This is a genomic window from Achromobacter spanius, assembly GCF_002966795.1.
Lineage (GTDB): Bacteria > Pseudomonadota > Gammaproteobacteria > Burkholderiales > Burkholderiaceae_B > Achromobacter > Achromobacter spanius_D.
Window position 1 is genome coordinate 6,050,606 of record NZ_CP023270.1, and the last position, 18,880, is coordinate 6,069,485.

At 64.1% G+C, this 18,880-nt stretch carries 18 protein-coding genes; 12 read left to right on the forward strand and 6 right to left on the reverse strand.

Annotated elements, in window-relative coordinates; all coding sequences use genetic code 11:
• Positions 1–64: 64 nt before the first annotated feature.
• The 4 genes from CLM73_RS27450 (at position 65) to CLM73_RS27465 (ending at position 5,039) form a co-directional block, all read left to right on the forward strand.
• The gene (locus CLM73_RS27450) at positions 65–937 is read left to right on the forward strand and encodes a branched-chain amino acid ABC transporter permease (protein WP_006216335.1); all 873 of its coding nucleotides are present in this window, start codon (positions 65–67) and stop codon (positions 935–937) included.
• 3 nt (positions 938–940) lie between these two features.
• A complete protein-coding gene (locus tag CLM73_RS27455) occupies positions 941–2,863 on the forward strand; it encodes a branched-chain amino acid ABC transporter ATP-binding protein/permease (RefSeq protein WP_105241116.1) in 1,923 nt (640 codons plus the stop codon).
• A gap of 18 nt (positions 2,864–2,881) precedes the next feature.
• Positions 2,882–3,604, forward strand: coding sequence for an ABC transporter ATP-binding protein (locus tag CLM73_RS27460; protein ID WP_056560356.1), 723 nt, complete (start codon positions 2,882–2,884; stop codon positions 3,602–3,604).
• 316 nt (positions 3,605–3,920) lie between these two features.
• Entirely contained in the window at positions 3,921–5,039 is a 1,119-nt protein-coding gene (locus CLM73_RS27465) for an IS110 family transposase (protein ID WP_105237584.1), read from the forward strand.
• A gap of 989 nt (positions 5,040–6,028) precedes the next feature.
• On the opposite strand, the gene CLM73_RS27470 is transcribed toward CLM73_RS27465, so the two are convergent.
• From CLM73_RS27470 to CLM73_RS27480, 3 genes are all read right to left on the reverse strand, one after another.
• The gene (locus CLM73_RS27470) at positions 6,029–6,454 is read right to left on the reverse strand and encodes an organic hydroperoxide resistance protein (protein WP_056560358.1); all 426 of its coding nucleotides are present in this window, start codon (positions 6,452–6,454) and stop codon (positions 6,029–6,031) included.
• Between the two features lie 163 nt (positions 6,455–6,617).
• On the reverse strand, positions 6,618–7,079 hold the full coding sequence (locus tag CLM73_RS27475) for a MarR family winged helix-turn-helix transcriptional regulator (protein WP_105241117.1): 462 nt from the start codon (positions 7,077–7,079) through the stop codon (positions 6,618–6,620).
• 61 nt (positions 7,080–7,140) lie between these two features.
• Positions 7,141–7,848 carry a Crp/Fnr family transcriptional regulator gene (locus CLM73_RS27480; RefSeq protein WP_105241118.1) on the reverse strand — a complete coding sequence of 236 codons (708 nt, stop codon included), beginning with the start codon at positions 7,846–7,848 and terminating at the stop codon, positions 7,141–7,143.
• 169 nt (positions 7,849–8,017) lie between these two features.
• Between CLM73_RS27480 and CLM73_RS27485 the strand changes: the two genes are divergently transcribed.
• From CLM73_RS27485 to CLM73_RS27515, 7 genes are all read left to right on the forward strand, one after another.
• Positions 8,018–9,994, forward strand: a complete 1,977-nt coding sequence (locus CLM73_RS27485; protein ID WP_105241119.1) for an AMP-dependent synthetase/ligase — start codon at positions 8,018–8,020, stop codon at positions 9,992–9,994.
• 5 nt (positions 9,995–9,999) lie between these two features.
• Positions 10,000–10,797, forward strand: a complete 798-nt coding sequence (locus CLM73_RS27490; protein ID WP_056560369.1) for an ABC transporter ATP-binding protein — start codon at positions 10,000–10,002, stop codon at positions 10,795–10,797.
• Between the two features lie 24 nt (positions 10,798–10,821).
• Positions 10,822–11,751 carry a branched-chain amino acid ABC transporter permease gene (locus CLM73_RS27495; protein ID WP_105241120.1) on the forward strand — a complete coding sequence of 310 codons (930 nt, stop codon included), beginning with the start codon at positions 10,822–10,824 and terminating at the stop codon, positions 11,749–11,751.
• Positions 11,752–11,776: 25 nt separating this feature from the next.
• Positions 11,777–12,841 carry a branched-chain amino acid ABC transporter permease gene (locus CLM73_RS27500; RefSeq protein WP_056560374.1) on the forward strand — a complete coding sequence of 355 codons (1,065 nt, stop codon included), beginning with the start codon at positions 11,777–11,779 and terminating at the stop codon, positions 12,839–12,841.
• A gap of 134 nt (positions 12,842–12,975) precedes the next feature.
• Positions 12,976–14,313, forward strand: coding sequence for an ABC transporter substrate-binding protein (locus tag CLM73_RS27505; protein WP_105241121.1), 1,338 nt, complete (start codon positions 12,976–12,978; stop codon positions 14,311–14,313).
• 106 nt (positions 14,314–14,419) lie between these two features.
• Positions 14,420–15,256, forward strand: a complete 837-nt coding sequence (locus CLM73_RS27510) for an ABC transporter ATP-binding protein (RefSeq protein WP_105241122.1) — start codon at positions 14,420–14,422, stop codon at positions 15,254–15,256.
• 81 nt (positions 15,257–15,337) lie between these two features.
• Complete coding sequence (locus CLM73_RS27515) at positions 15,338–16,606, forward strand: phenylacetate--CoA ligase family protein (protein WP_105241123.1); 1,269 nt, start codon at positions 15,338–15,340, stop codon at positions 16,604–16,606.
• A gap of 28 nt (positions 16,607–16,634) precedes the next feature.
• Here the strand turns inward: CLM73_RS27515 and CLM73_RS27520 are convergent, their stop codons facing one another.
• From CLM73_RS27520 to CLM73_RS27530, 3 genes are read right to left on the reverse strand one after another with little or no spacing between them, the layout of a single operon-like run.
• Positions 16,635–17,078, reverse strand: a complete 444-nt coding sequence (locus CLM73_RS27520; RefSeq protein WP_105241124.1) for a DUF6691 family protein — start codon at positions 17,076–17,078, stop codon at positions 16,635–16,637.
• A gap of 2 nt (positions 17,079–17,080) precedes the next feature.
• Positions 17,081–17,512: a YeeE/YedE family protein gene (locus tag CLM73_RS27525; RefSeq protein WP_105241125.1), complete on the reverse strand. Its 432-nt coding sequence runs from the start codon at positions 17,510–17,512 to the stop codon at positions 17,081–17,083.
• Complete coding sequence (locus tag CLM73_RS27530) at positions 17,509–17,844, reverse strand: ArsR/SmtB family transcription factor (protein WP_105241126.1); 336 nt, start codon at positions 17,842–17,844, stop codon at positions 17,509–17,511. Before CLM73_RS27530 ends, CLM73_RS27525 begins: the two co-directional genes overlap by 4 nt.
• 126 nt (positions 17,845–17,970) lie before the next feature.
• Between CLM73_RS27530 and CLM73_RS27535 the strand changes: the two genes are divergently transcribed.
• Positions 17,971–18,834 carry an MBL fold metallo-hydrolase gene (locus CLM73_RS27535; protein ID WP_105241127.1) on the forward strand — a complete coding sequence of 288 codons (864 nt, stop codon included), beginning with the start codon at positions 17,971–17,973 and terminating at the stop codon, positions 18,832–18,834.
• The last annotated feature ends 46 nt before the right edge of the window (positions 18,835–18,880 follow it).

Genomic DNA, 18,880 nt, shown 5'->3' on the forward strand with positions numbered 1-18,880 from the left:
CGCCTGAAAACAGCGTTCTGCCCAAGGGGGTTGGGACGGAACACAGCGCCTCAAGACACACACCATGATTCTTCTACAGCTCATCTATAGCGGTATCGCGCTAGGCATGATCTATGCGGTCATTGCGTTCGGCTACCAGCTCACCTTTGCCACATCGGGCACCTTGAACTTCGGCCAGGGCGAAGCCCTGATGCTGGGTGCGCTCGTCGGCCTGACGCTCGTCGGCCTCGGCGTGAACTACTGGGTCATGATTCCCATCGTCTGCATCTTTGGCTTTGCGCAGGGCGCGCTGGTCGAGCGCGTGGGCGTGCGGCCCGCCATCAAGACGCGATCGGAATTCGGCTGGATCATGGCCACCATTGCGCTGGGCATCATCTTCAAGAACGTGGCCGAGAACATCTGGGGCCGCGACGACCTGCGCTTTCCCTCGCCGCTGCCCGAGGCGCCGATTCAGGTGCTGGGCGCGAACGTGTTGCCGATGGAACTGCTGGTGGTGTTCGGCGCGCTGGGCATGATGATCCTGGTCGAAATCTTCAACCGCAAATCCATCTACGGCAAAGCCTTCGTCGCCACGTCCAACGATCGCGACGCGGCCGGCCTGATGGGCATCAACACCGGCATGGTCATCACGTTCTCGTACGCGCTGTCGTCGCTGACCGCGGCGTTCGCCGGCGTGCTGGTCGCGCCGCTGACGCTGACCGGCGCCACGATGGGCGCGGTGCTTGGCCTGAAAGCGTTTGCCGTCGCGATCATTGGCGGCCTGTCCAGCGGGATGGGCGTCGTGGTGGGCGGGCTGATCCTGGGGATCGCCGAAACGACCACCGGTTTCTATCTATCAACGGGATACAAAGACGTGCCGGGATTGGTGTTGCTGCTGCTCGTTCTGACCTTCAAGCCCGCCGGCCTGTTCGGCAAGACCGCGATCAAGAAGGTGTAAGCGATGAAACCCTTGCACCTGCTCCTATCCGTCGTGGCCGTGGCCTGCCTGGCCGCCGTGCCGCTGGGCGTGACCAACACGTATTACCTGCATTTGATTGAAACCATCATGATCTATTCGATCCTGCTGTTCGGGCTCGATATCGTGGTGGGCTATACCGGCCAGGTGTCGCTGGGCCACGCGGGTCTCTTCGGCATCGGCTCGTACGTGGCCGGCGTTCTGGTCTTTCACCTGCAGATTCCGATCTGGCTGACGCTACCCGCCGCCATCGTCATCGCCGCCGCCTTTGGCGCGGTGCTGGCGCTGCCGGCGCTGCGCGTCACCGGCCCCTATCTGGCGATGGTGACGCTGGCATTCGGCACGATCATCCAGATCCTGATCAACGAGATGACCTTCCTGACCGAAGGCCCGCTGGGCATCAAGGTCACCAAGCCGTCCATTGCCGGGCACGTGCTGACCAAGGCCGAGTACTTCTGGCTGGTCGCCGCGCTGCTTGTGATCTCGCTGATCGTGGTGCACCGGATCCTGAAGTCGCACCTGGGCCGTTCGTTCGAAGCCTTGCGCGACAGCCCGATCGCGTCCGACTGCATGGGCGTGTCGGTGTACCGCCACAAGGTGATCGCGTTCGTCATCAGCGCCGGTTTCGCGGGCCTGGCGGGCGCGTTGTATTCGTATTCGGAGCAGTACATTTCGCCGAACACGTACAACTTCGAACTGACGATTCTCTTCCTGCTGGCCATCATCATGGGCGGGCGCAAGAGCCGCACCGGCGCGCTGCTGGGCGCCTCGATCATCGTGCTGCTGCCCAAGATGCTGGACGACATCGGCACGTTCCGCCTGATCGCACTCGCCGTGGCGATCCTGGTGACGGTGGGCAGCGCGGTGGCCATCTCCAAGGGCCGCACCGAACCGCGCAAGGTCGCGGTACCGGTGATCGGCACGATCGTGCTGGCCATCTTTTCGTACTGGCTGGAAGCCGTCACCGACTGGCGCCTGACCATCTTCGGCGCGATGATCCTGTTCGTGGTGTATTACCTGCCCGACGGCATCGTGGGCTTCGTGCGCAACCTGTTCTTCTCGACGCGCCGCGCGGCGCTGGCGGTCAAGAAAGACCTGGTGAAGGAACAGGACGCCGTGCCGGACGCAGTCGCGGGCAAGGGCGAGACGCTGCTGGCGGCCAAGAGCGTGCTGATGCAGTTCGGCGGCCTGAAGGCGCTGAACGAGGTGGACCTGACCGTCAAGCGCGGCACCATCCACGGCCTGATCGGACCGAACGGATCGGGCAAGAGCACGATGATGAACGTGCTGACCGGCATCTACGTGCCGACGGCCGGCGCGGTGGAGTTCGGAGGCAAGTCGCTCGTCGGTCTGCCGCCGGCCGACATCGCCGAAGCGGGCATCGCGCGCACGTTCCAGAACGTGCAGCTCTTTGGCGAAATGACCGCGCTGGAGAACGTGCTGGTTGGCCTGCATCACACATTCACGACGGGTCTGGCGGGCATTGCGCTTCGCACACCCAAGTGGAAGACCGAGGAACAAGGCGCACGGGCACGGGCCATGGCGCTGCTGGAATTCGTGGGCCTGGAATCGCTGGCCAGCGAAGAGGCGCGCAACCTGCCCTACGGCAAACAACGCTTGCTGGAAATCGCCCGCGCGCTGGCGCTGGATCCGCAACTGCTGCTGCTGGACGAACCGGCCGCGGGCCTGACGGCGCCGGACATCGTGGAGCTGCTGGCGATCATCCGCAAGGTGCGCGACCACGGCATCACGCTGATCCTCATCGAACACCACATGGACGTGGTGATGGGAGTGTGCGACACCGTGTCGGTGCTGGACTTCGGCCAGAAGATCGCCGAGGGCCTGCCTAATGAAGTGCAAAGCAACGCCAAGGTGATCGAGGCGTATCTGGGCGGCGCGCCCGCCTGACGCCAAGGGGACAAGAAGATGCTATCGATCAAGAATCTGGAAGCAGGCTACGGGAAGGTGAAGGTGCTTCACGGCATCAGCATGGAGGTGCCTAAAGCCAAGGTGGTGACGCTGATCGGCTCGAACGGGGCTGGCAAGACGACCACGATGCGAGCGTTGTCGGGGATGATCCGGCCGACGGCGGGGGAGATCACGCTGGGGAGCAAGCGGATCGATGGGATGGAGTCACATCGCATCGCGCGGTTGGGGCTGGCGCATTCGCCTGAAGGGCGTCGGGTGTTTCCTACGCTGTCGGTGACTGACAACCTGCTGCTGGGCGCTTTTCCGCGTCTGACGGGTAGCCGGCCCAAGGGTGATGTGCAGGCGGATCTGGGGCGGGCGATGGATCTGTTCCCGCGGCTGAAGGAACGGCGGGATCAGTTGGCTGGCACGTTGTCTGGCGGTGAACAGCAGATGCTCGCCATGGCGCGTGCGGTGATGCTGAATCCGGAATTGGTGCTGCTGGACGAGCCGTCTATGGGACTGGCGCCGATTCTGGTGGAAGAGGTGTTCCGGATCATTGCGCGGCTCAAGGAAGAAGGCGTGACGATGTTGCTGGTGGAGCAGTTTGCGGCGGCGGCGTTGAATGTTGCGGATTATGGGTATGTGTTGGAGAACGGGCGGATTTCTGTGCATGGGAGTGCGGAGAAGTTGAAGCATGATCCGGCTGTGGTGGCGGCTTATTTGGGTGGGGGGCATTGATTGGTGTAGCGGGAATTAGGCTGGCGGTTTTTGGCGGATGGGGTGTTGTTGGCTGCAGGAGGGGAGTTGAGTTTTTAAGACGCCCGCCGCAGCGGGGCCCGCCCCCGGCCGGCCGCGCGGGCGGCCTTTGGGGGCTTACGCGATGTCTTGCGTCGGAGCGATGACGCTGCGCGTGTGGCTGCTTCTGCACTAGACATTATGGTCGCTCGTTAATCGGAAGGTGGCTCGTCTCCTGTATCGTGGATTGCGCTCTCCAGGAGAGCGCCGAGCCACATGCGGCGGGGCAAGCCAGCCGCAAACCGTATGGAGACGAGCCATGGACGAGCGTATCAAGTTTTTCGTTGGTCTGGATGTGCACGGTGACAGCATTGCGATGTCCGTGTGCGAGGCCGGGCGGGAGCCCGGCCGGTTTGTCAGCACGCTTACGCCAGACGTGCAGGCGTTGCTCAAGACCCTAAGCAAATATGGTGCCGCACGGCAGGTCAGCGTGGTCTATGAGGCTGGGCCGACGGGCTATGGGCTATATCGTGCGCTGAGCGATCGGGGCTATCGCTGCGAGATCATTGCGCCGTCATTGACCCCGCGTCGCCCGGGCGAGCGCATCAAGACGGACCGGCGCGACAGCTTGCGACTGGCCGAGCTGTCGCGGGCTGGGGAGCTCAAGGCCATCTGGGTGCCTGACCAGGCCCACGAGGCGCTGCGCAATCTCTGGCGGGCTCGCGAAGACGCCGTCAACCTGCGCCTGCAAGCGCGCCAGCAGCTCAAGGCATTCTTGCTGCGCCAAGGCCGGCGCTATCCCGGCAAGACATCCTGGAACAAGACGCACCAACGCTGGATTGCGGAGCAGCATTTTGACCATCCTGCCGATTACATCGCGCTAGCCGAGTATCAACTGGCCGTGCAAGCGGCTCAAGATCGCGTACAGCGTCTGACGACGGCGCTCGAGCACGCCATTGAAGGTTGGCGCCAGGAGCCGACCGTGGCTGCGCTCAGGGCGCTGCGTGGTATCGATACGGTCAGCGCAATCGGCTTAGTGTGCGAGATCGGCGACATCGCCCGCTTTGGTAGTGCTCGCCAGCTTATGGGTTACCTCGGGCTAGTGCCATCGGAGCATTCCAGTGGCAACAGCGTACGCCGGGGTTCGATTACCAAAACCGGTAACGCACACGCCCGGCGGCTTCTGACCGAAGCGGCCTGGAACTACCGCTTCCCGGCGCGCATGAGTCAAGCGCTGCGCGACCGAAGCGCGACACTTTCTCCCAGTATCCGCACCCACGCCTGGAAAGCTCAGGTGCGTTTGTGCTCCAGATTTGCACATCTATCGGCCCGAGGCGTGCAGGCGAATAAAGTCTGCGTAGCCGTGGCGCGGGAACTGACCGGCTTCATCTGGGCCATTGCGCGCCAATCGCTGCCCGACAACACACATCATCAATGACACCCATACCCGTGACACGAGGTGATGCGACACGAACTCGATAGGAAGAACCCTCACGACACCCTCAACAGAACCCTTTGGGGCAACCTGCGTCACTAGAGCGAGGCAGCTTCCACGACGGATCGATGCACGGTGGTAACCAACCCACGGATATCAGTCTGATCTATCGTCGCAGCAGCAGGCTTGTGTCGCATCACCCCGTGTCACTGATTTCCACCAGCAAACCAATCCTATTGACGACAGCGACCATATCAGGTGTCTGACACCCTGATTCCGGTGTCTGACACCCGGCAGATCTGCAGACGCAAATCCGCTCGTCATTAATCTTCAGTTAAACCCCTGTGCCCGATGGGCGGCGCGTACTGGTCGGCAAGTTGTGGCTGCTCGTTGCCGCGCCGCCCATCACCGCTCCCCCCCACTGACGAGCGTCATTTGCAAGCCGCTCTCCGCAAGCGCGCAAGCGCACGCCACCACGACGACCCACAGCTCCGATGCCGATTGCCGCCGCCCGGGCGGCAGCAATTCGGCGGCCCCGCAGATCTCCTGCCCTGACCACAGGTCTTGTAGCGTTGCATACCAAAGACCCTGGCAGCACGGCGTCGCGGTCACCGTGGGCGCGAGCGCCGTCGATGCGCCCGAGGGAATCTGAAGGGAAGGCCGAAGGCCTGGACGAAGATGACGAAGGGGCAGTCCGGAGCGAAGGCTCCGGACCGCAATCGTGGGCGATCGTGCCCACGGTGACCGCGGCGTCGGGCGACCTACGAAGACGTTCGCGGCACGAAGATAGACGACCAACGAAGAACCTGGCGCCAAGAAAATCAACGAGCCATAAAGAACCTGATGCAGCATCAAAAAAAAATGGGCCAGACAGGCAACCGACCAGATCAGTCTTCACCTGCAAGGCCCACTCGCACCTCACATTGATCTCAATGCAACGTCGATCTCAAACAAATCGTCAACGTCACCCTACTCTCAATGCGACGTCAACCTCAAACGATCGTCAGCGTCACGTCAATGTTGCCGCGCGTTGCGTTCGAGTACGGGCACACGATGTGTGCGGCCGCGACCAGCTTTTCGGCTTCTGCGCGGTCCAGGCCCGGCAGCGAGATCTTCAGTTCCGCTTCGATGCCGAAGCCGGTCGGGATTGCGCCGATGCCGACGATGCCGTTCACCGACACGTCCGCCGGGATCGCGATCTTGTCGCGGTTGGCGACGAACTTCATCGCGCCCAGGAAGCAGGCCGAGTAGCCGACGGCGAACAGTTGTTCCGGGTTCGTGCCAGCGGCGCCAGCGCCGCCCAGTTCGCGCGGGGTGGTCAGCTTGACGTCGAGGTTGCCGTCGTCGCTGACGCCACGGCCTTCGCGGCCTCCGGTGGCAGTGGCGTTGGCGCGGTAGAGGACTTTTTCGATCGACATGGTGTGGTTCCTTTGAATGAGAGTTTGAACTGCTTGCCTTGCGGGACCCTTCCCGTGTTGGCGGTCAACGATGAACTTGCGACTTGCCTGAAACTTTAAATAGTGAACAACAAAATCGTGCGCTATTTATAAAACCGGATGATGACAGTCATCACCCAAAACCTCAAAGACTTTCGGCCAGCTTCTCCCGCAGCGCATGCAGCATCTTCGTCATGCCCTGCGCTTCGTCCAGCGAGCATTGCGCTGCCGCGCCAACGGCATGCGGCACCGCTTCGGCCTTGTCGCGCAGATCGTGGCCCTGCTTGGTCAGGCCCACGATCACCTGGCGTTCGTCGGTCACGGCGCGCTTGCGCGTCACCAGGCCCGCGGCCTCCAGGCGCTTGAGCAGCGGCGTCAGCGTGGCCGAATCCAGAAACAGGCGGCTGCCGATATCCGTCACCGTAATTTCGTCGCCTTCCCACAGCACCAGCATCACCAGGTATTGCGGATAGGTCAGGTCCAGCCCGCTCAGCAGCTTGCGGTACACCTTGTTCATCGCCAGCGAGGTCGAGTACAGGGCGAAGCACAACTGACTGTCCAGCAGCAGCGGGTTGAAAGCGGCTTTGGTCTTGTTTCTGGATTTCATGGCGCGATATTAAATAGCGTACGATTTATCGTCAACACTTTTTTTGGACCTATCGAACTTTTTACGCCGCCTGCTCGGTCACCGCCGTACCCCGATCCGAGCCGTATTGCTTCAGCCCGTCCAGGTCCAGCACCCGCACCGCGCCGTATTCCACATTCAGCAGCCCCGCTTCCTCCAGCTTGCGCAGCGCCTGGTTCGCGCGCTGGCGCGAGACCCGGGCCAGATAGCCGACTTCTTCCTGCGTAATCGTCAGACGCATCCCCATGCCCGGATACAGCAAAGGATTGAACAGCTCGGCCAGACAGCGGGCCACGCGCGCATCGGGATCCAGCAGACGGTCGTACTCCGCCTTGCCGATGAACTGCGCCACGCGCTCGTTCAATTGATGCAGCAGGTATCGGTTGAACGGAATACTGGTATCCAGCAACCAGTCGAACGTCGCGCCCGGAAGACGCGCCACCACGGAATCGCGCAGCGCCACGATGTCGTACTTGCGGACCTCGCGTTTCAAGAGCGAACCCTCGCCAATCCAGCCGCCTGCGGGCACGCCCGTCAGCGATGCGACCTTGCCTTCCGAATTGCCCACCGACACCTTGACCAGTCCCGCCAGCACGCCGATCCATGCCTGGGCGAGTTCGCCTTTGCGCTCTATGATCGATCCGGCAACGACCTGCTGCACGGAAAGGTCCCGCTCCACGCGCGCTTGCTGTTCCGCGTTGAGCACGCGGAACCAGGCGGCGGCGAGTTGCAGGGAGTCGGATAGCTGCATCGGGAATACCCTAAAAGGTCCTTGAATGTCGCGATGGTGACAGTTGGTAGCAACCCAACCTTATACCTTAACTCCTGCCGTAAATCTAAAACCAACTGGTCAAGCACGCCGCCGCAAGCGCCGCTTCATTGCAGGCACTGCGCGATGCGCCCAAACCGGAGGAGACAACGTGGCACATTCATCGCCCGCATCTGCACAGGTGCCGGCGGCGCCGGACACCTTTCCGGCGCTGCTGCTCGCGCATGCCAACGTTCGTGGGTCGCGGCCCGCGATACGAGAGAAAGACCTGGGGATCTGGCAAACCCTGACCTGGTCCGAAGTGGCGGAGCATGTCCGTCACGTCGCGCAGGGTCTTGCATCGCTCGGCATTCAGCCCGGCATGCACGTTGCCGTCATCGGCGAGAACCGCCCGCGCCTCTACATGGCCATGATGGCCGCGCAATCGCTGGGCGCCATTCCTGTTCCGCTCTATCAGGATGCGGTCGCGCAGGAAATGGTTTACGTGCTGCAGGATGCGGAGATCAGCGTTGCGATCGTCGAGGACCAGGAGCAGGTCGACAAGATGATCGAGGTGCGCGAGCAGTGTCCGGCGCTCAAGCATGTCGTGTTCGACGACCCGCGCGGCCTGCGGCATTACGCCGATCCCATGCTGCTGTCTTATGAACAACTGGAAGCGCTTGGCAGCGAATACGCCGCCAAGCACCCCGACTTCTATGCGCGCGCCGTGGCTGCCGTGCAGCCGCACGACGCCGCAGCCATGTTCTATACGTCCGGCACGACTGGCAAGCCGAAAGGCGTGGTGCTGACGCACCATGCGCTCATCGACCGCGCGCGCGCCGTGTCCGAGATGGAAAAGCTGACCGATCAGGAAGACGTGCTGGCCTACCTGCCGCCCGCCTGGATCGGCCAGAACATGTTCTCGTACACGCAGCTGCTGGTCACGGGCTTCACGGTGAATCATCCCGAGTCGCCCGACACCGTGTCGATCGACATGCGCGACATCGGTCCCACCTATTACTTTGCGCCGCCGCGCGTGCTGGAAGGCCTGCTGACGCATGTGATGATCCGCATGGAAGACGCGGGTTATCTCAAGCGCAAGCTGTTCGCGGCCTGCATGAAGCTGGCGCGGCGTGTTGGCACGAAGATCCTGGATGGCGAATCCGTCAACGCCTGGGACCGCATGCGTTACGCGGTGGGCAACGTGCTGATCTACGGTCCGCTGCGCAACGCGCTGGGCATGAGCCGCGTGCGCGTGGCCTACACGGCGGGCGAGGCCATCGGGCCGGACCTCTTTGTGTTTTATCGCTCCATCGGCATCAACCTGAAGCAGCTGTACGGCTCCACCGAGACCTCGGTGTTCGTCTGCGTGCAGCCCGACGGCCAGGTGCGCGACGACACGGTGGGACCGCCGGTGCCGGGCGTGGAGATTCGCGTGGCCGACAACGGCGAGATCCTGGTCAAGAGCCCGGGGCTCTTCAAGGAGTATTACCGCAATCCGGACGCCACGGCCGAGGCGCGCAGCGCCGACGGCTGGTTCCACACGGGCGACGCCGGCTACCTGGATACCGACGGGCAGCTCAAGATCATCGATCGCGCCAAGGACGTGGGCAAGCTGGCCAACGGCAGCCTGTTTGCGCCGAAGTACATCGAGAACAAACTCAAGTTCTTCCAGCACATCAAGGAAGCGGTGGCGTTTGGCGCCAATCGCGAAGACGTGTGCGCGTTCATCAACATCGACCTGGAAGCCGTGGGCAACTGGGCCGAACGCCGCGGCCTGCCGTACGCCGGCTACACCGACCTGGCGGGCAAGGACGAGGTCTACCAGCTGATCGCCGAGTGCGTGGAACAGGTCAACGCGGATCTCGCGACCGATCCCAAGCTGGCCGCGTCGCAGGTCAGCCGCTTTCTGATCCTGCACAAGGAACTGGACCCGGACGACGACGAACTGACCCGCACGCGCAAGGTGCGCCGCGCCTTCATCGCGCAGAAGTATGGCGTGCTGATCGACGCGCTCTTTGGCGGCAAGCAGTCGCAGTTCATCGAGACCGAAGTGAAATTCGAAGACGGACGCACCGGCAAGATTTCGGCGGATCTGCGGATCCACCCGGTGAAGACGTTTCCCGCCATCACCGCCCGAGCCGCGTAAAGAACATGAGCCATAACGACCGCGACCAGCGTATCGGCGATGTGATGCTGGACATGCAGAACATCTCCCTGTCTTTCGGCGGCGTGAAAGCGCTGACCGACATTTCCTTCAACGTGCGCGAGCACGAGATCCGCGCCATCATCGGGCCCAACGGCGCGGGCAAGAGCTCGATGCTCAACGTCATCAACGGCGTGTACACGCCGCAGCAAGGCGGCATCGCGTTTCGCGGCGAGCGGTTTTCGCGGATGAACCCGCGCCGCGCCGCTGAAATGGGCATCGCGCGCACGTTCCAGAACCTGGCGCTGTTCAAGGGCATGAGCGTGCTGGACAACATCATGACCGGCCGCAACCTGCGCATGAAGAGCGGCCTGCTGGCGCAGGCGTTCCGCCTGGGGCCGGCCGAGCGCGAAGAGATGCAGCACCGCGAGTTCGTCGAAAACATCATCGACTTCCTTGAAATCCAGGCCTATCGCAAGACGCCGGTGGGCCGCCTGCCCTACGGCCTGCAAAAGCGCGTCGACCTGGGCCGCGCGCTGGCGATGGAGCCGCGCCTGCTGCTGCTGGACGAGCCGATGGCCGGCATGAACATCGAGGAAAAGCAGGACATGAGCCGCTTCATCCTGGATGTGAACGACGAATTCGGCACAACCATCGTCCTGATCGAGCACGACATGGGTGTGGTCATGGACATCTCGGATCGCGTCGTGGTGCTGGACTACGGCAAGAAGATCGGCGACGGCAAGCCCGATGAAGTCCGTGCCAACGAAGACGTCATCCGCGCCTATCTCGGCGTGTCGCACTAAGCCGGACAACCAAGGCGGAAAGACATGGGATTTTTTCTAGAGACCTTATTCGGCGGCCTGATGAGCGGCATGCTGTACGCGCTGATCGGCCTGGGCTTCGTGCTGATCTTCAAGGCGTCGGGCGTCTTCAACTTCGCGCAGGGCGCGATGGTGCTGGTGGCGGCGCTGTCGATGGCGCGCTTCTCGGAATGGCTGCCGCGCTGGCTGGGCTTTGACAACATGATCCTGGCCAACGTGCTGGCGTTCATCGTCAGCGCGATCGTGATGTTCCTGCTGGCGGTGGCGATCGAACGCTTCGTGCTGCGTCACCTGGTCAACCAGGAAGCCACGACGCTGTTGATGGCCACGCTGGGCATCAGCTATTTCCTGGACGGATTGGGTCAGATCACGTTCGGCAGCTCGGTGTACTCGATCAACGTCGGCATGCCCAAGGACCCGCTGCTGATCCTGGACTCGGTGTTCGAAGGGGGGCTGCTCATCAACCTTGAAGACCTGACAGCAGCGGTCATCGCCGCGCTGCTGGTGGCGACGCTGGCGCTGTTCTTCCAGTACACCTCGACCGGCCGCGCGCTGCGCGCCGTGGCCGACGACCATCAGGCCGCGCAGTCGATCGGCATTCCGTTGAACCGCATCTGGGTGATCGTGTGGAGCGTGGCCGGGCTGGTGGCGCTGGTGGCGGGGATCATCTGGGGATCGAAGTTCGGCGTGCAATTCACGCTGTCCACCGCCGCGTTGCGCGCGCTGCCGGTGGTGATCCTGGGCGGCCTGACGTCGGTGCCGGGGGCCATTCTGGGCGGCCTCATCATCGGCGTGGGCGAAAAGCTGTCCGAGGTCTATCTGGGGTCGCTCGTGGGAGGCGGCATCGAAATCTGGTTCGCCTACGTGCTGGCGCTGGTGTTCCTGCTGTTCCGTCCGCAAGGGCTGTTCGGCGAGAAGATCATCGACCGCGTCTAAGCCCGCGGCTCACCAAGGATAAAAAATGTTCTATCGCGAAAACGGCCAATTCAAGACCAGCTATCGCGCTGACCAGCAGATCTTCCCGATCCGCCAGGACCGCGTCTTCATCTGGCTGCTGATGGCGGTGGCGTTCATCGTCGTCCCGGCAATGGCCAGCGACTACCTGCTGCGCGCCATCCTGATTCCATTCCTGATCCTGGCGCTGGCCGCCGTGGGCCTGAACATCCTGGTCGGCTACTGCGGACAGATCTCGCTGGGCACGGGCGCCTTCATGGCGGTGGGCGCCTATGCCGCCTGGAACTTCGGCGTGCGCTTTCCCGGCATGCCGCTCGTGGTGCAGATCCTGCTGGGCGGCTGCTTTGCCACCATCGTCGGCGTGATCTTCGGCATTCCCAGTTTGCGCATCCGCGGGCTGTATCTGGCGGTGGCGACACTGGCGGCGCAGTTTTTCGTGGACTGGGCGTTCCTGCGCATCCCCTTCTTCACCAACTATTCGCCCTCGGGAAGCGTGTCGGTGCCACCGCTCACGGCCTTCGGGCTGCCGGTGCAAAGCGCCATGGAGAAGTACCTGTTCGTGCTGATCCTGGTCGTCGTCTTCAGTCTGCTGGCCAAGAATCTGGTGCGAGGCGCCATCGGACGCCAGTGGATGGCAATCCGCGACATGGACGTGGCGGCATCGGTCATCGGCATCCGGCCCATGTACGCCAAGCTGACGGCGTTCGCAGTCAGTTCGTTCATCGTCGGCGTCGCGGGCGCCTTGTGGGGCTACATCCACCTGGGTTCGTGGGAGCCGCTGGCGTTCGACCTGGGCCGCTCGTTCCAGCTGCTGTTCATGGTCATCATCGGCGGGCTGGGTTCGATCATCGGCAGCTTCTTCGGCGCGGCGTTCATCGTGCTGGTGCCGGTGGCGCTGTCCAACATCCCGCACATGCTGGGCCTGCCGCTGTCGGTGGACACCGCGGCCCATATCGAGCACATGGTGTTCGGCGCGCTGATCGTGTTCTTCCTGATCGCCGAGCCGCATGGCCTGGCGCGGCTGTGGAGCATCGGCAAGGAGAAGTTGCGGATCTGGCCGTTCCCCCACTGATCGTGTTTCGTTTTGATTTCCGCGGGTCCATCGCGGCACGACCGCGCTGGACCACCGCCCCGAATACCCGGCTCAAGACCGGGCCAATCCCGGTGTCCCAGGGTTAACCGACCCAAGCACCACGCAGGAGGTAAATGGAGATGAAGCGTCTTAACCTGAAGTTGGCGGCAGCCTTGATGGCCGCAGCCGGCGCCGCGGGCGCCGTGGCCACGCCGGCAATGGCGGCCGAAGAGCAGTTCGTTCCGTTGCTGGTGTATCGCACGGGATCGTTCGCGCCGCTGGGCATTCCCTGGGCCGACGGCAAGCTGGACTACCTGAAGCTCGTCAACGAGCGCGACGGCGGCGTGAACGGCGTCAAGATCACGTACGAAGAATGCGAGACCGCCTACGCCACGGACCGCGGCGTGGAATGCTACGAGCGCCTGAAGGGCAAGGGCACCGGCGCATCGGGCTTCGATACCCAGTCCACCGGCATCACGTTTGCGGTCAGCGACAAGGCGATCATCGACAAGGTGCCCGTGGAAACCATGGGCTACGGCCTGTCGCAGTCGGTGGATGGCAGCGTGTTCGAGTGGAACTTCCCGCTCCTGGGCACGTACTGGACCGCCGCCGACGTGATGATCCAGGACATCGCCAAGAAAGAAGGCGGCATGGACAAGCTCAAGGGCAAGAAGATCGCCCTGGTGTATCACGACTCGCCGTACGGCAAGGAGCCGATTCAGCTGCTGCAAAAGCGCGCGGCCAAGGAAGGCTTCGAACTGCTGCTGTACCCCGTGACGGCCCCCGGCGTGGAGCAGAAGTCCACCTGGCTGCAGATCCGCCAGGCGCGTCCGAACTACGTGCTGCTGTGGAGCGCGGGCATCATGACGCCCACCGCCATCCGCGAGGCGCAGGCCAGCGGCTACCCGCGCGACAAGATGTACGCGATCTGGTGGGCCGGCTCCGAAGGCGACGTCAAGGACCTGGGCGATGTCGCCAAGGGCTACAACGCCATCACCATCCACAACAGCGGCGCCGACAGCGACAAGGTCTACGACGATCTGAAAAAGTATGTCTACGACAAGGGCCAGGGCGCGGACAAGACCGGCAAGACCACGCTGGGCACCATCGCTCATACGCGCGGCATGATGATCTCGATGCTGCAGGTCGAAGCGATCCGCGCCGCGCAGGAGAAGTACGGCGAGGGCAAGGCACTGACGCCCGAGCAGGTGCGCTGGGGCTTCGAGAACCTGGACCTGACCCAGGAAAAGCTCGACAAGCTGGGCTTTGGCCAGATCATGCGTCCGGTCAAGACCTCGTGCGCGAATCACAAGGGCGACGACTGGGCCCGCATCGTGCAGTGGGACGGTTCCAAGTTCAAGGTCGTTTCCGACTGGTATCAGGCCGACAAGGCGATCCTGGACCCGATGGTCAAGGAATCGGCGGCCAAGTACGCCAAGGAAAAGAACATTACGCCCCGCAAATGTGAGTGATGCTCCTGGAGCGCCCGCGGCGTGTTTGCCGCGGGTGCGCAATGCAGGTTGATATGAACCGGCGGCCAGCTTTCCGGCCGGCCGCCGCCACGCTGCAGGAAGGTTTATGAACGACGCCAATATTGCCGCCGCCGACGCCCCCCAGGTGCTGCTCGATGTGAACGGCATCGAGGTGATCTACAACCACGTGATCCTGGTCCTCAAGGGCGTGTCCCTGCAGGTGCAGGAAGGCAAAATCGTGGCGCTGCTGGGCGCGAATGGCGCGGGCAAGACCACGACGCTTCGCGCCATCTCGAACCTGCTCAAGGGCGAGCGCGGCGACGTCACCAAGGGCAACATCCAGTACCGCGGCCAACGCATCGAACGCCTGACGCCGGCCGAACTGGTCAAGCGCGGCGTCGTGCAGGTGATGGAAGGCCGGCATTGCTTTGCCCACCTCACCATCGAGGAAAACCTGCTGACGGGCGCCTATACGCGCAGCATGAGCCGGGGCGACACCACGGCCGCGCTGGAGCGGGTCTACCAGTACTTTCCGCGTCTGAAGCAGCGCCGCACGAGCCAGTCCGGCTACACCTCGGGCGGCGAGCAGCAGATGACCGCGATCGGGCGCGCGCTGATGGCCAACCCCAACATGATCCTGCTGGACGAGCCGTCGATGGGTCTGGCGCCGCAGATCGTCGAAGAGATCTTCGAGATCGTGCGCGACCTGAACCAGCGCGAGCGCGTGAGCTTTCTGCTTGCCGAGCAGAACACCAACATCGCGCTGCGCTACGCCGATTACGGCTACATCCTGGAAAACGGGCGCGTGATGATGGACGGCGCGGCCGCCGACCTGGCGCAGAACGAGGACGTGAAGGAGTTCTACCTGGGCATTTCCAGCGGCGAACGCAAGAGTTTCCGAGACAACAAGTTCTACCGCCGCCGCAAACGCTGGCTGGCCTGATTCCCGACGCGGGCAAGCCAGCGCTTGCCGCATGGCGCCGGCAACGGCGCCGCAAACCGGCACACGAGAAGGTGCGATTCCATGTCCGAGTTTTTCGATGACCGCGAAACCCGAGCGCCCGAGCAACGCGAGCGCGATCTGATGGCCGCCCTGCCCGGGGCGATTGCGCGGGCCATCGCGCGCGCGCCGGCCATTGCCGAGCAACTGCGCGGCGTGGACCCCGCCACGATCACCTCGCGCGAGGCGCTGGCCCGGCTGCCGGTACTGCGCAAGCATGAACTGCTGGAACGCCAGCAGCACAGCCGCGACGACGGTGCCCGGCCCGCCGGTCCCGAAAAAGCCTTCGGCGGCTTCTCCGCCATCGGCTGGGGCGAAGCGATGCGCGTGTTCGCCTCGCCCGGCCCGATCTACGAACCGGAGAGCGCGCGGTCGGATTACTGGCGATTTGCCCGCGCCCTGTACGCGGCGGGTTTTCGCGCAGGCGAGCTGGCCTACAACTGCTTTTCGTACCACTTCACGCCGGCCGGCTCGATGATGGAGACGGCGGCCCACGCCGTGGGCTGCACCGTGTTCCCCGGCGGCACCGGGCAGACCGAGCAGCAGGTGCGCGCGATCCAGGACCTGGCGCCCAGCGGCTACACGGGTACGCCCAGCTTCCTGAAAATCATCCTGGAGAAGTCCGACGAACTGGGCGTGAAGCTCGATTCATTGCGGCGCGCACTGGTCTCTGGCGAGGCCTTTCCGCCGTCGCTGCGCGACTGGCTGGCGGCGCGCGGCATCGACGGCTACCAGGCCTACGGCAGCGCCGACCTGGGCATGATCGCGTTCGAGACGCCGGCCCGGGAAGGGCTGGTGGTCGGCGAGGACATCATCGTCGAGATCGTGCGCCCCGGCACTGGCGAGCCCGTGCCGGAAGGCGAAGTGGGCGAAGTCGTGGTGACCACGCTGAATCCCGATTACCCGCTGGTGCGCTTTGGCACCGGCGACCTGTCGGCGGTGATGTCCGGCATCTCGCCGTGCGGGCGCACCAACACGCGCATCAAGGGCTGGATGGGACGCGCCGACCAGACCACCAAGGTGCGCGGCATGTTCGTGCATCCGTCGCAGGTGGCGGACGTGGCGCGGCGGCATCCGGAGATCCTGCGGGCGCGGCTGGTCATCAGCGGCAGCACCGGGTCGGACCGCATGGTGCTGAAGGTGGAATCGCGCGAGCAGAACGACGAGCTGGCCCGCCGCATTGCCGATTCGGCGCGCGACCTGACCAAGCTGCGCGCCGACGTGGAATGGGTGGCCGAGGGCGGCCTGCCAAACGACGGCAAGGTCATCGACGACATCCGGACGTACGAATAGGCGATCGGGCGCGCCGGCAAGCCTGCAGCTAGCGCGGGCCGGTGGCGCCGCCCTCGCGGCGCGGGCTCCGCGTGATGAAGGCGTGGATACCCATGCCGGCGATCATCGCCCCCGCGAATACCGCGGCGTCACCGATGCCGGCTGCCGCGGCGACTAGCGCCGGACCTGGGCAGAAGCCAGCCAGTCCCCACCCCACGCCAAACGCCAAACTACCGGCGGCCAGCCGCGCATCGAGCCGGCTGGCTTGCGGCCAACGCATGGGCTCGCCGGACAGGCTGGCCCGGCGCCGCCGCACCAGCGCATAGCCGATGCTGGTCGCCAGCACGGCGCCGCCCATCACGAATGCCAGGGTGGGATTCCACAACCCCGCCAGATCCAGGAAGCCCAACACGCGCGCCGGGTCCGCCAAACCCGATATGAGCAGGCCCACCCCGAAGACGAGCCCGGCGGCGAAGGCGTAGAGCGCGGCCATGGTCAGACGCCCGCCACGTGCCGCAGCACGTAGACCGTAATGAAACCCGCGGCCATGAAGATCAGGGTGGCGGCGAGCGACCGGCGCGAGCCGCGCGACGGGCCGCACACGCCATGTCCGCTGGTGCAGCCGGATGCATAGCGCGTGCCGATGCCGACCAGCAGGCCCGCGACGATGAGGCGCGGCGTGCTGGCCTCGACCGTGATGGAAGGCAGGTCGGAAAAGAGGTGGAACAGCCAGGGCGCGGCGCACAGCCCCAGCAGGAAAGCGATGCGCCAGCCGCCGCCGCGCTCGGGCGCCAGCAACCCGCCCACGATGCCGCTGATGCCTGCGATGCGCCCCGCGCCCAGCATCAGCAGCACCGCGCCGGCGCCGATCAGCAGGCCGCCCGCCGTGCCGGCGCCCGGGGTGAAGGCGGACCAGTCCACATTCATTTGAGTGACGCCATGGCGCGTCCGCAGTACAAACTGGATAGCGTTTTCATCACCTGACTGACCTCGAAACTGGCCATCTGGTAATAGACGTATTTGCCCTCGCGCCGCGTCGCGACCAGACCTTCGTCGCGCAGCACGCCAAGCTGTTGCGAGAGCGTCGGCTGGCGGATGCCGGTCAACGACTCCAGCTCGCCGACGTTGCGTTCATTCTGGACCAGCTGGCACAAGAGCAGCAAGCGGTCTTCGTTGGCCAGCGCCTTGAGCAGCGCGCAGGCCTGTGTGGCGGACTCGCGCAGGACGGCAACTTCGCATTCGGTAAGTGGGGCGTTCATGGCTGGGTGTCGGACACGTGGGGGATGGCGGCGTCATTATATTTATGAATAAACTATGCGCAAATATTATTTAATTTCGTAAATTGACCTGAACGGGCCGCCCGCGCGGCCTTCACGCGAGCCCCCATGAACCCGCATATCCAGGCCTTCTTCGACCCCGTCACCGCCACCATCACCTACGTCGTTCACGAGCCGGCGCCCGGCGGCGCGTGCGCCATCATCGATTCGGTGCTGGACTACGATCCCAAATCCGGCCGCAGCAACACGGCCAACGCCGACCGCGTGGCGAACTACGTGCGCGAGCGCAGCCTGCGCACAGTCTGGCTGCTGGAAACCCACGCCCATGCCGATCACCTGTCGGCGGCGCCCTACCTGCAGCGCCAGTTGGGCGGCGTCATCGCCATCGGCCAGAGCATCCGCACCGTCCAAGGCGTCTTCAAGACCATCCTGAACCTGGAACCGGAATTCCAGCTCGACGGCTCCCAGTTCGGCCACCTGTTCGCCGACGGCGAGACCTTCCAGATCGGCGCGCTGACCGCCACGGCCGTCCACGTGCCGGGCCATACGCCGGCTGACATGGCCTATCTGATCGGCGATGCGGCATTCGTGGGCGACACGCTGTTCATGCCGGATGTCGGCACGGCGCGCTGCGATTTTCCGGGTGGCGACGCGCATCTGCTGTTCCAGTCGATCCATCGCCTGCTGAGCCTGCCTGACGACACGCGGCTGTTCATGTGCCACGACTATCCGCCCGCGGGTCGCGAGGCCGCCTGGGAAACCACCGTGGCCGACCAGCGCCGGGGCAACATCCACGTGCGCGACGGCATCACCGAAGACGAATTCGTCGCCATGCGCACGCGGCGAGATGCCACGCTGTCGATGCCCACGCTGATCCTGCCCGCGATCCAGGTGAACATCCGCGCGGGCCATTTCCCGCCCCCCGAAGACAACGGCGTGCGTTATCTCAAGATTCCCGTGAACGCGCTCTGACGCCCAGCCGCGGCGCACTTGCGCCGCACGGCCTTATCCCGCAAGA

Bases quoted from the DNA above. Each gene is read 5' to 3' on its own strand.
- CLM73_RS27450 (WP_006216335.1), top strand. From the start codon at position 65: ATGATTCTTCTACAGCTCATCTATAGCGGTATCGCGCTAGGCATGATC.
- CLM73_RS27455 (WP_105241116.1), top strand. From the start codon at position 941: ATGAAACCCTTGCACCTGCTCCTATCCGTCGTGGCCGTGGCCTGCCTG.
- CLM73_RS27460 (WP_056560356.1), top strand. From the start codon at position 2,882: ATGCTATCGATCAAGAATCTGGAAGCAGGCTACGGGAAGGTGAAGGTG.
- CLM73_RS27465 (WP_105237584.1), top strand. From the start codon at position 3,921: ATGGACGAGCGTATCAAGTTTTTCGTTGGTCTGGATGTGCACGGTGAC.
- CLM73_RS27470 (WP_056560358.1), bottom strand. From the start codon at position 6,454: ATGTCGATCGAAAAAGTCCTCTACCGCGCCAACGCCACTGCCACCGGA.
- CLM73_RS27475 (WP_105241117.1), bottom strand. From the start codon at position 7,079: ATGAAATCCAGAAACAAGACCAAAGCCGCTTTCAACCCGCTGCTGCTG.
- CLM73_RS27480 (WP_105241118.1), bottom strand. From the start codon at position 7,848: ATGCAGCTATCCGACTCCCTGCAACTCGCCGCCGCCTGGTTCCGCGTG.
- CLM73_RS27490 (WP_056560369.1), top strand. From the start codon at position 10,000: ATGAGCCATAACGACCGCGACCAGCGTATCGGCGATGTGATGCTGGAC.
- CLM73_RS27495 (WP_105241120.1), top strand. From the start codon at position 10,822: ATGGGATTTTTTCTAGAGACCTTATTCGGCGGCCTGATGAGCGGCATG.
- CLM73_RS27500 (WP_056560374.1), top strand. From the start codon at position 11,777: ATGTTCTATCGCGAAAACGGCCAATTCAAGACCAGCTATCGCGCTGAC.
- CLM73_RS27505 (WP_105241121.1), top strand. From the start codon at position 12,976: ATGGAGATGAAGCGTCTTAACCTGAAGTTGGCGGCAGCCTTGATGGCC.
- CLM73_RS27510 (WP_105241122.1), top strand. From the start codon at position 14,420: ATGAACGACGCCAATATTGCCGCCGCCGACGCCCCCCAGGTGCTGCTC.
- CLM73_RS27515 (WP_105241123.1), top strand. From the start codon at position 15,338: ATGTCCGAGTTTTTCGATGACCGCGAAACCCGAGCGCCCGAGCAACGC.
- CLM73_RS27520 (WP_105241124.1), bottom strand. From the start codon at position 17,078: ATGGCCGCGCTCTACGCCTTCGCCGCCGGGCTCGTCTTCGGGGTGGGC.
- CLM73_RS27525 (WP_105241125.1), bottom strand. From the start codon at position 17,512: ATGAATGTGGACTGGTCCGCCTTCACCCCGGGCGCCGGCACGGCGGGC.
- CLM73_RS27530 (WP_105241126.1), bottom strand. From the start codon at position 17,844: ATGAACGCCCCACTTACCGAATGCGAAGTTGCCGTCCTGCGCGAGTCC.
- CLM73_RS27535 (WP_105241127.1), top strand. From the start codon at position 17,971: ATGAACCCGCATATCCAGGCCTTCTTCGACCCCGTCACCGCCACCATC.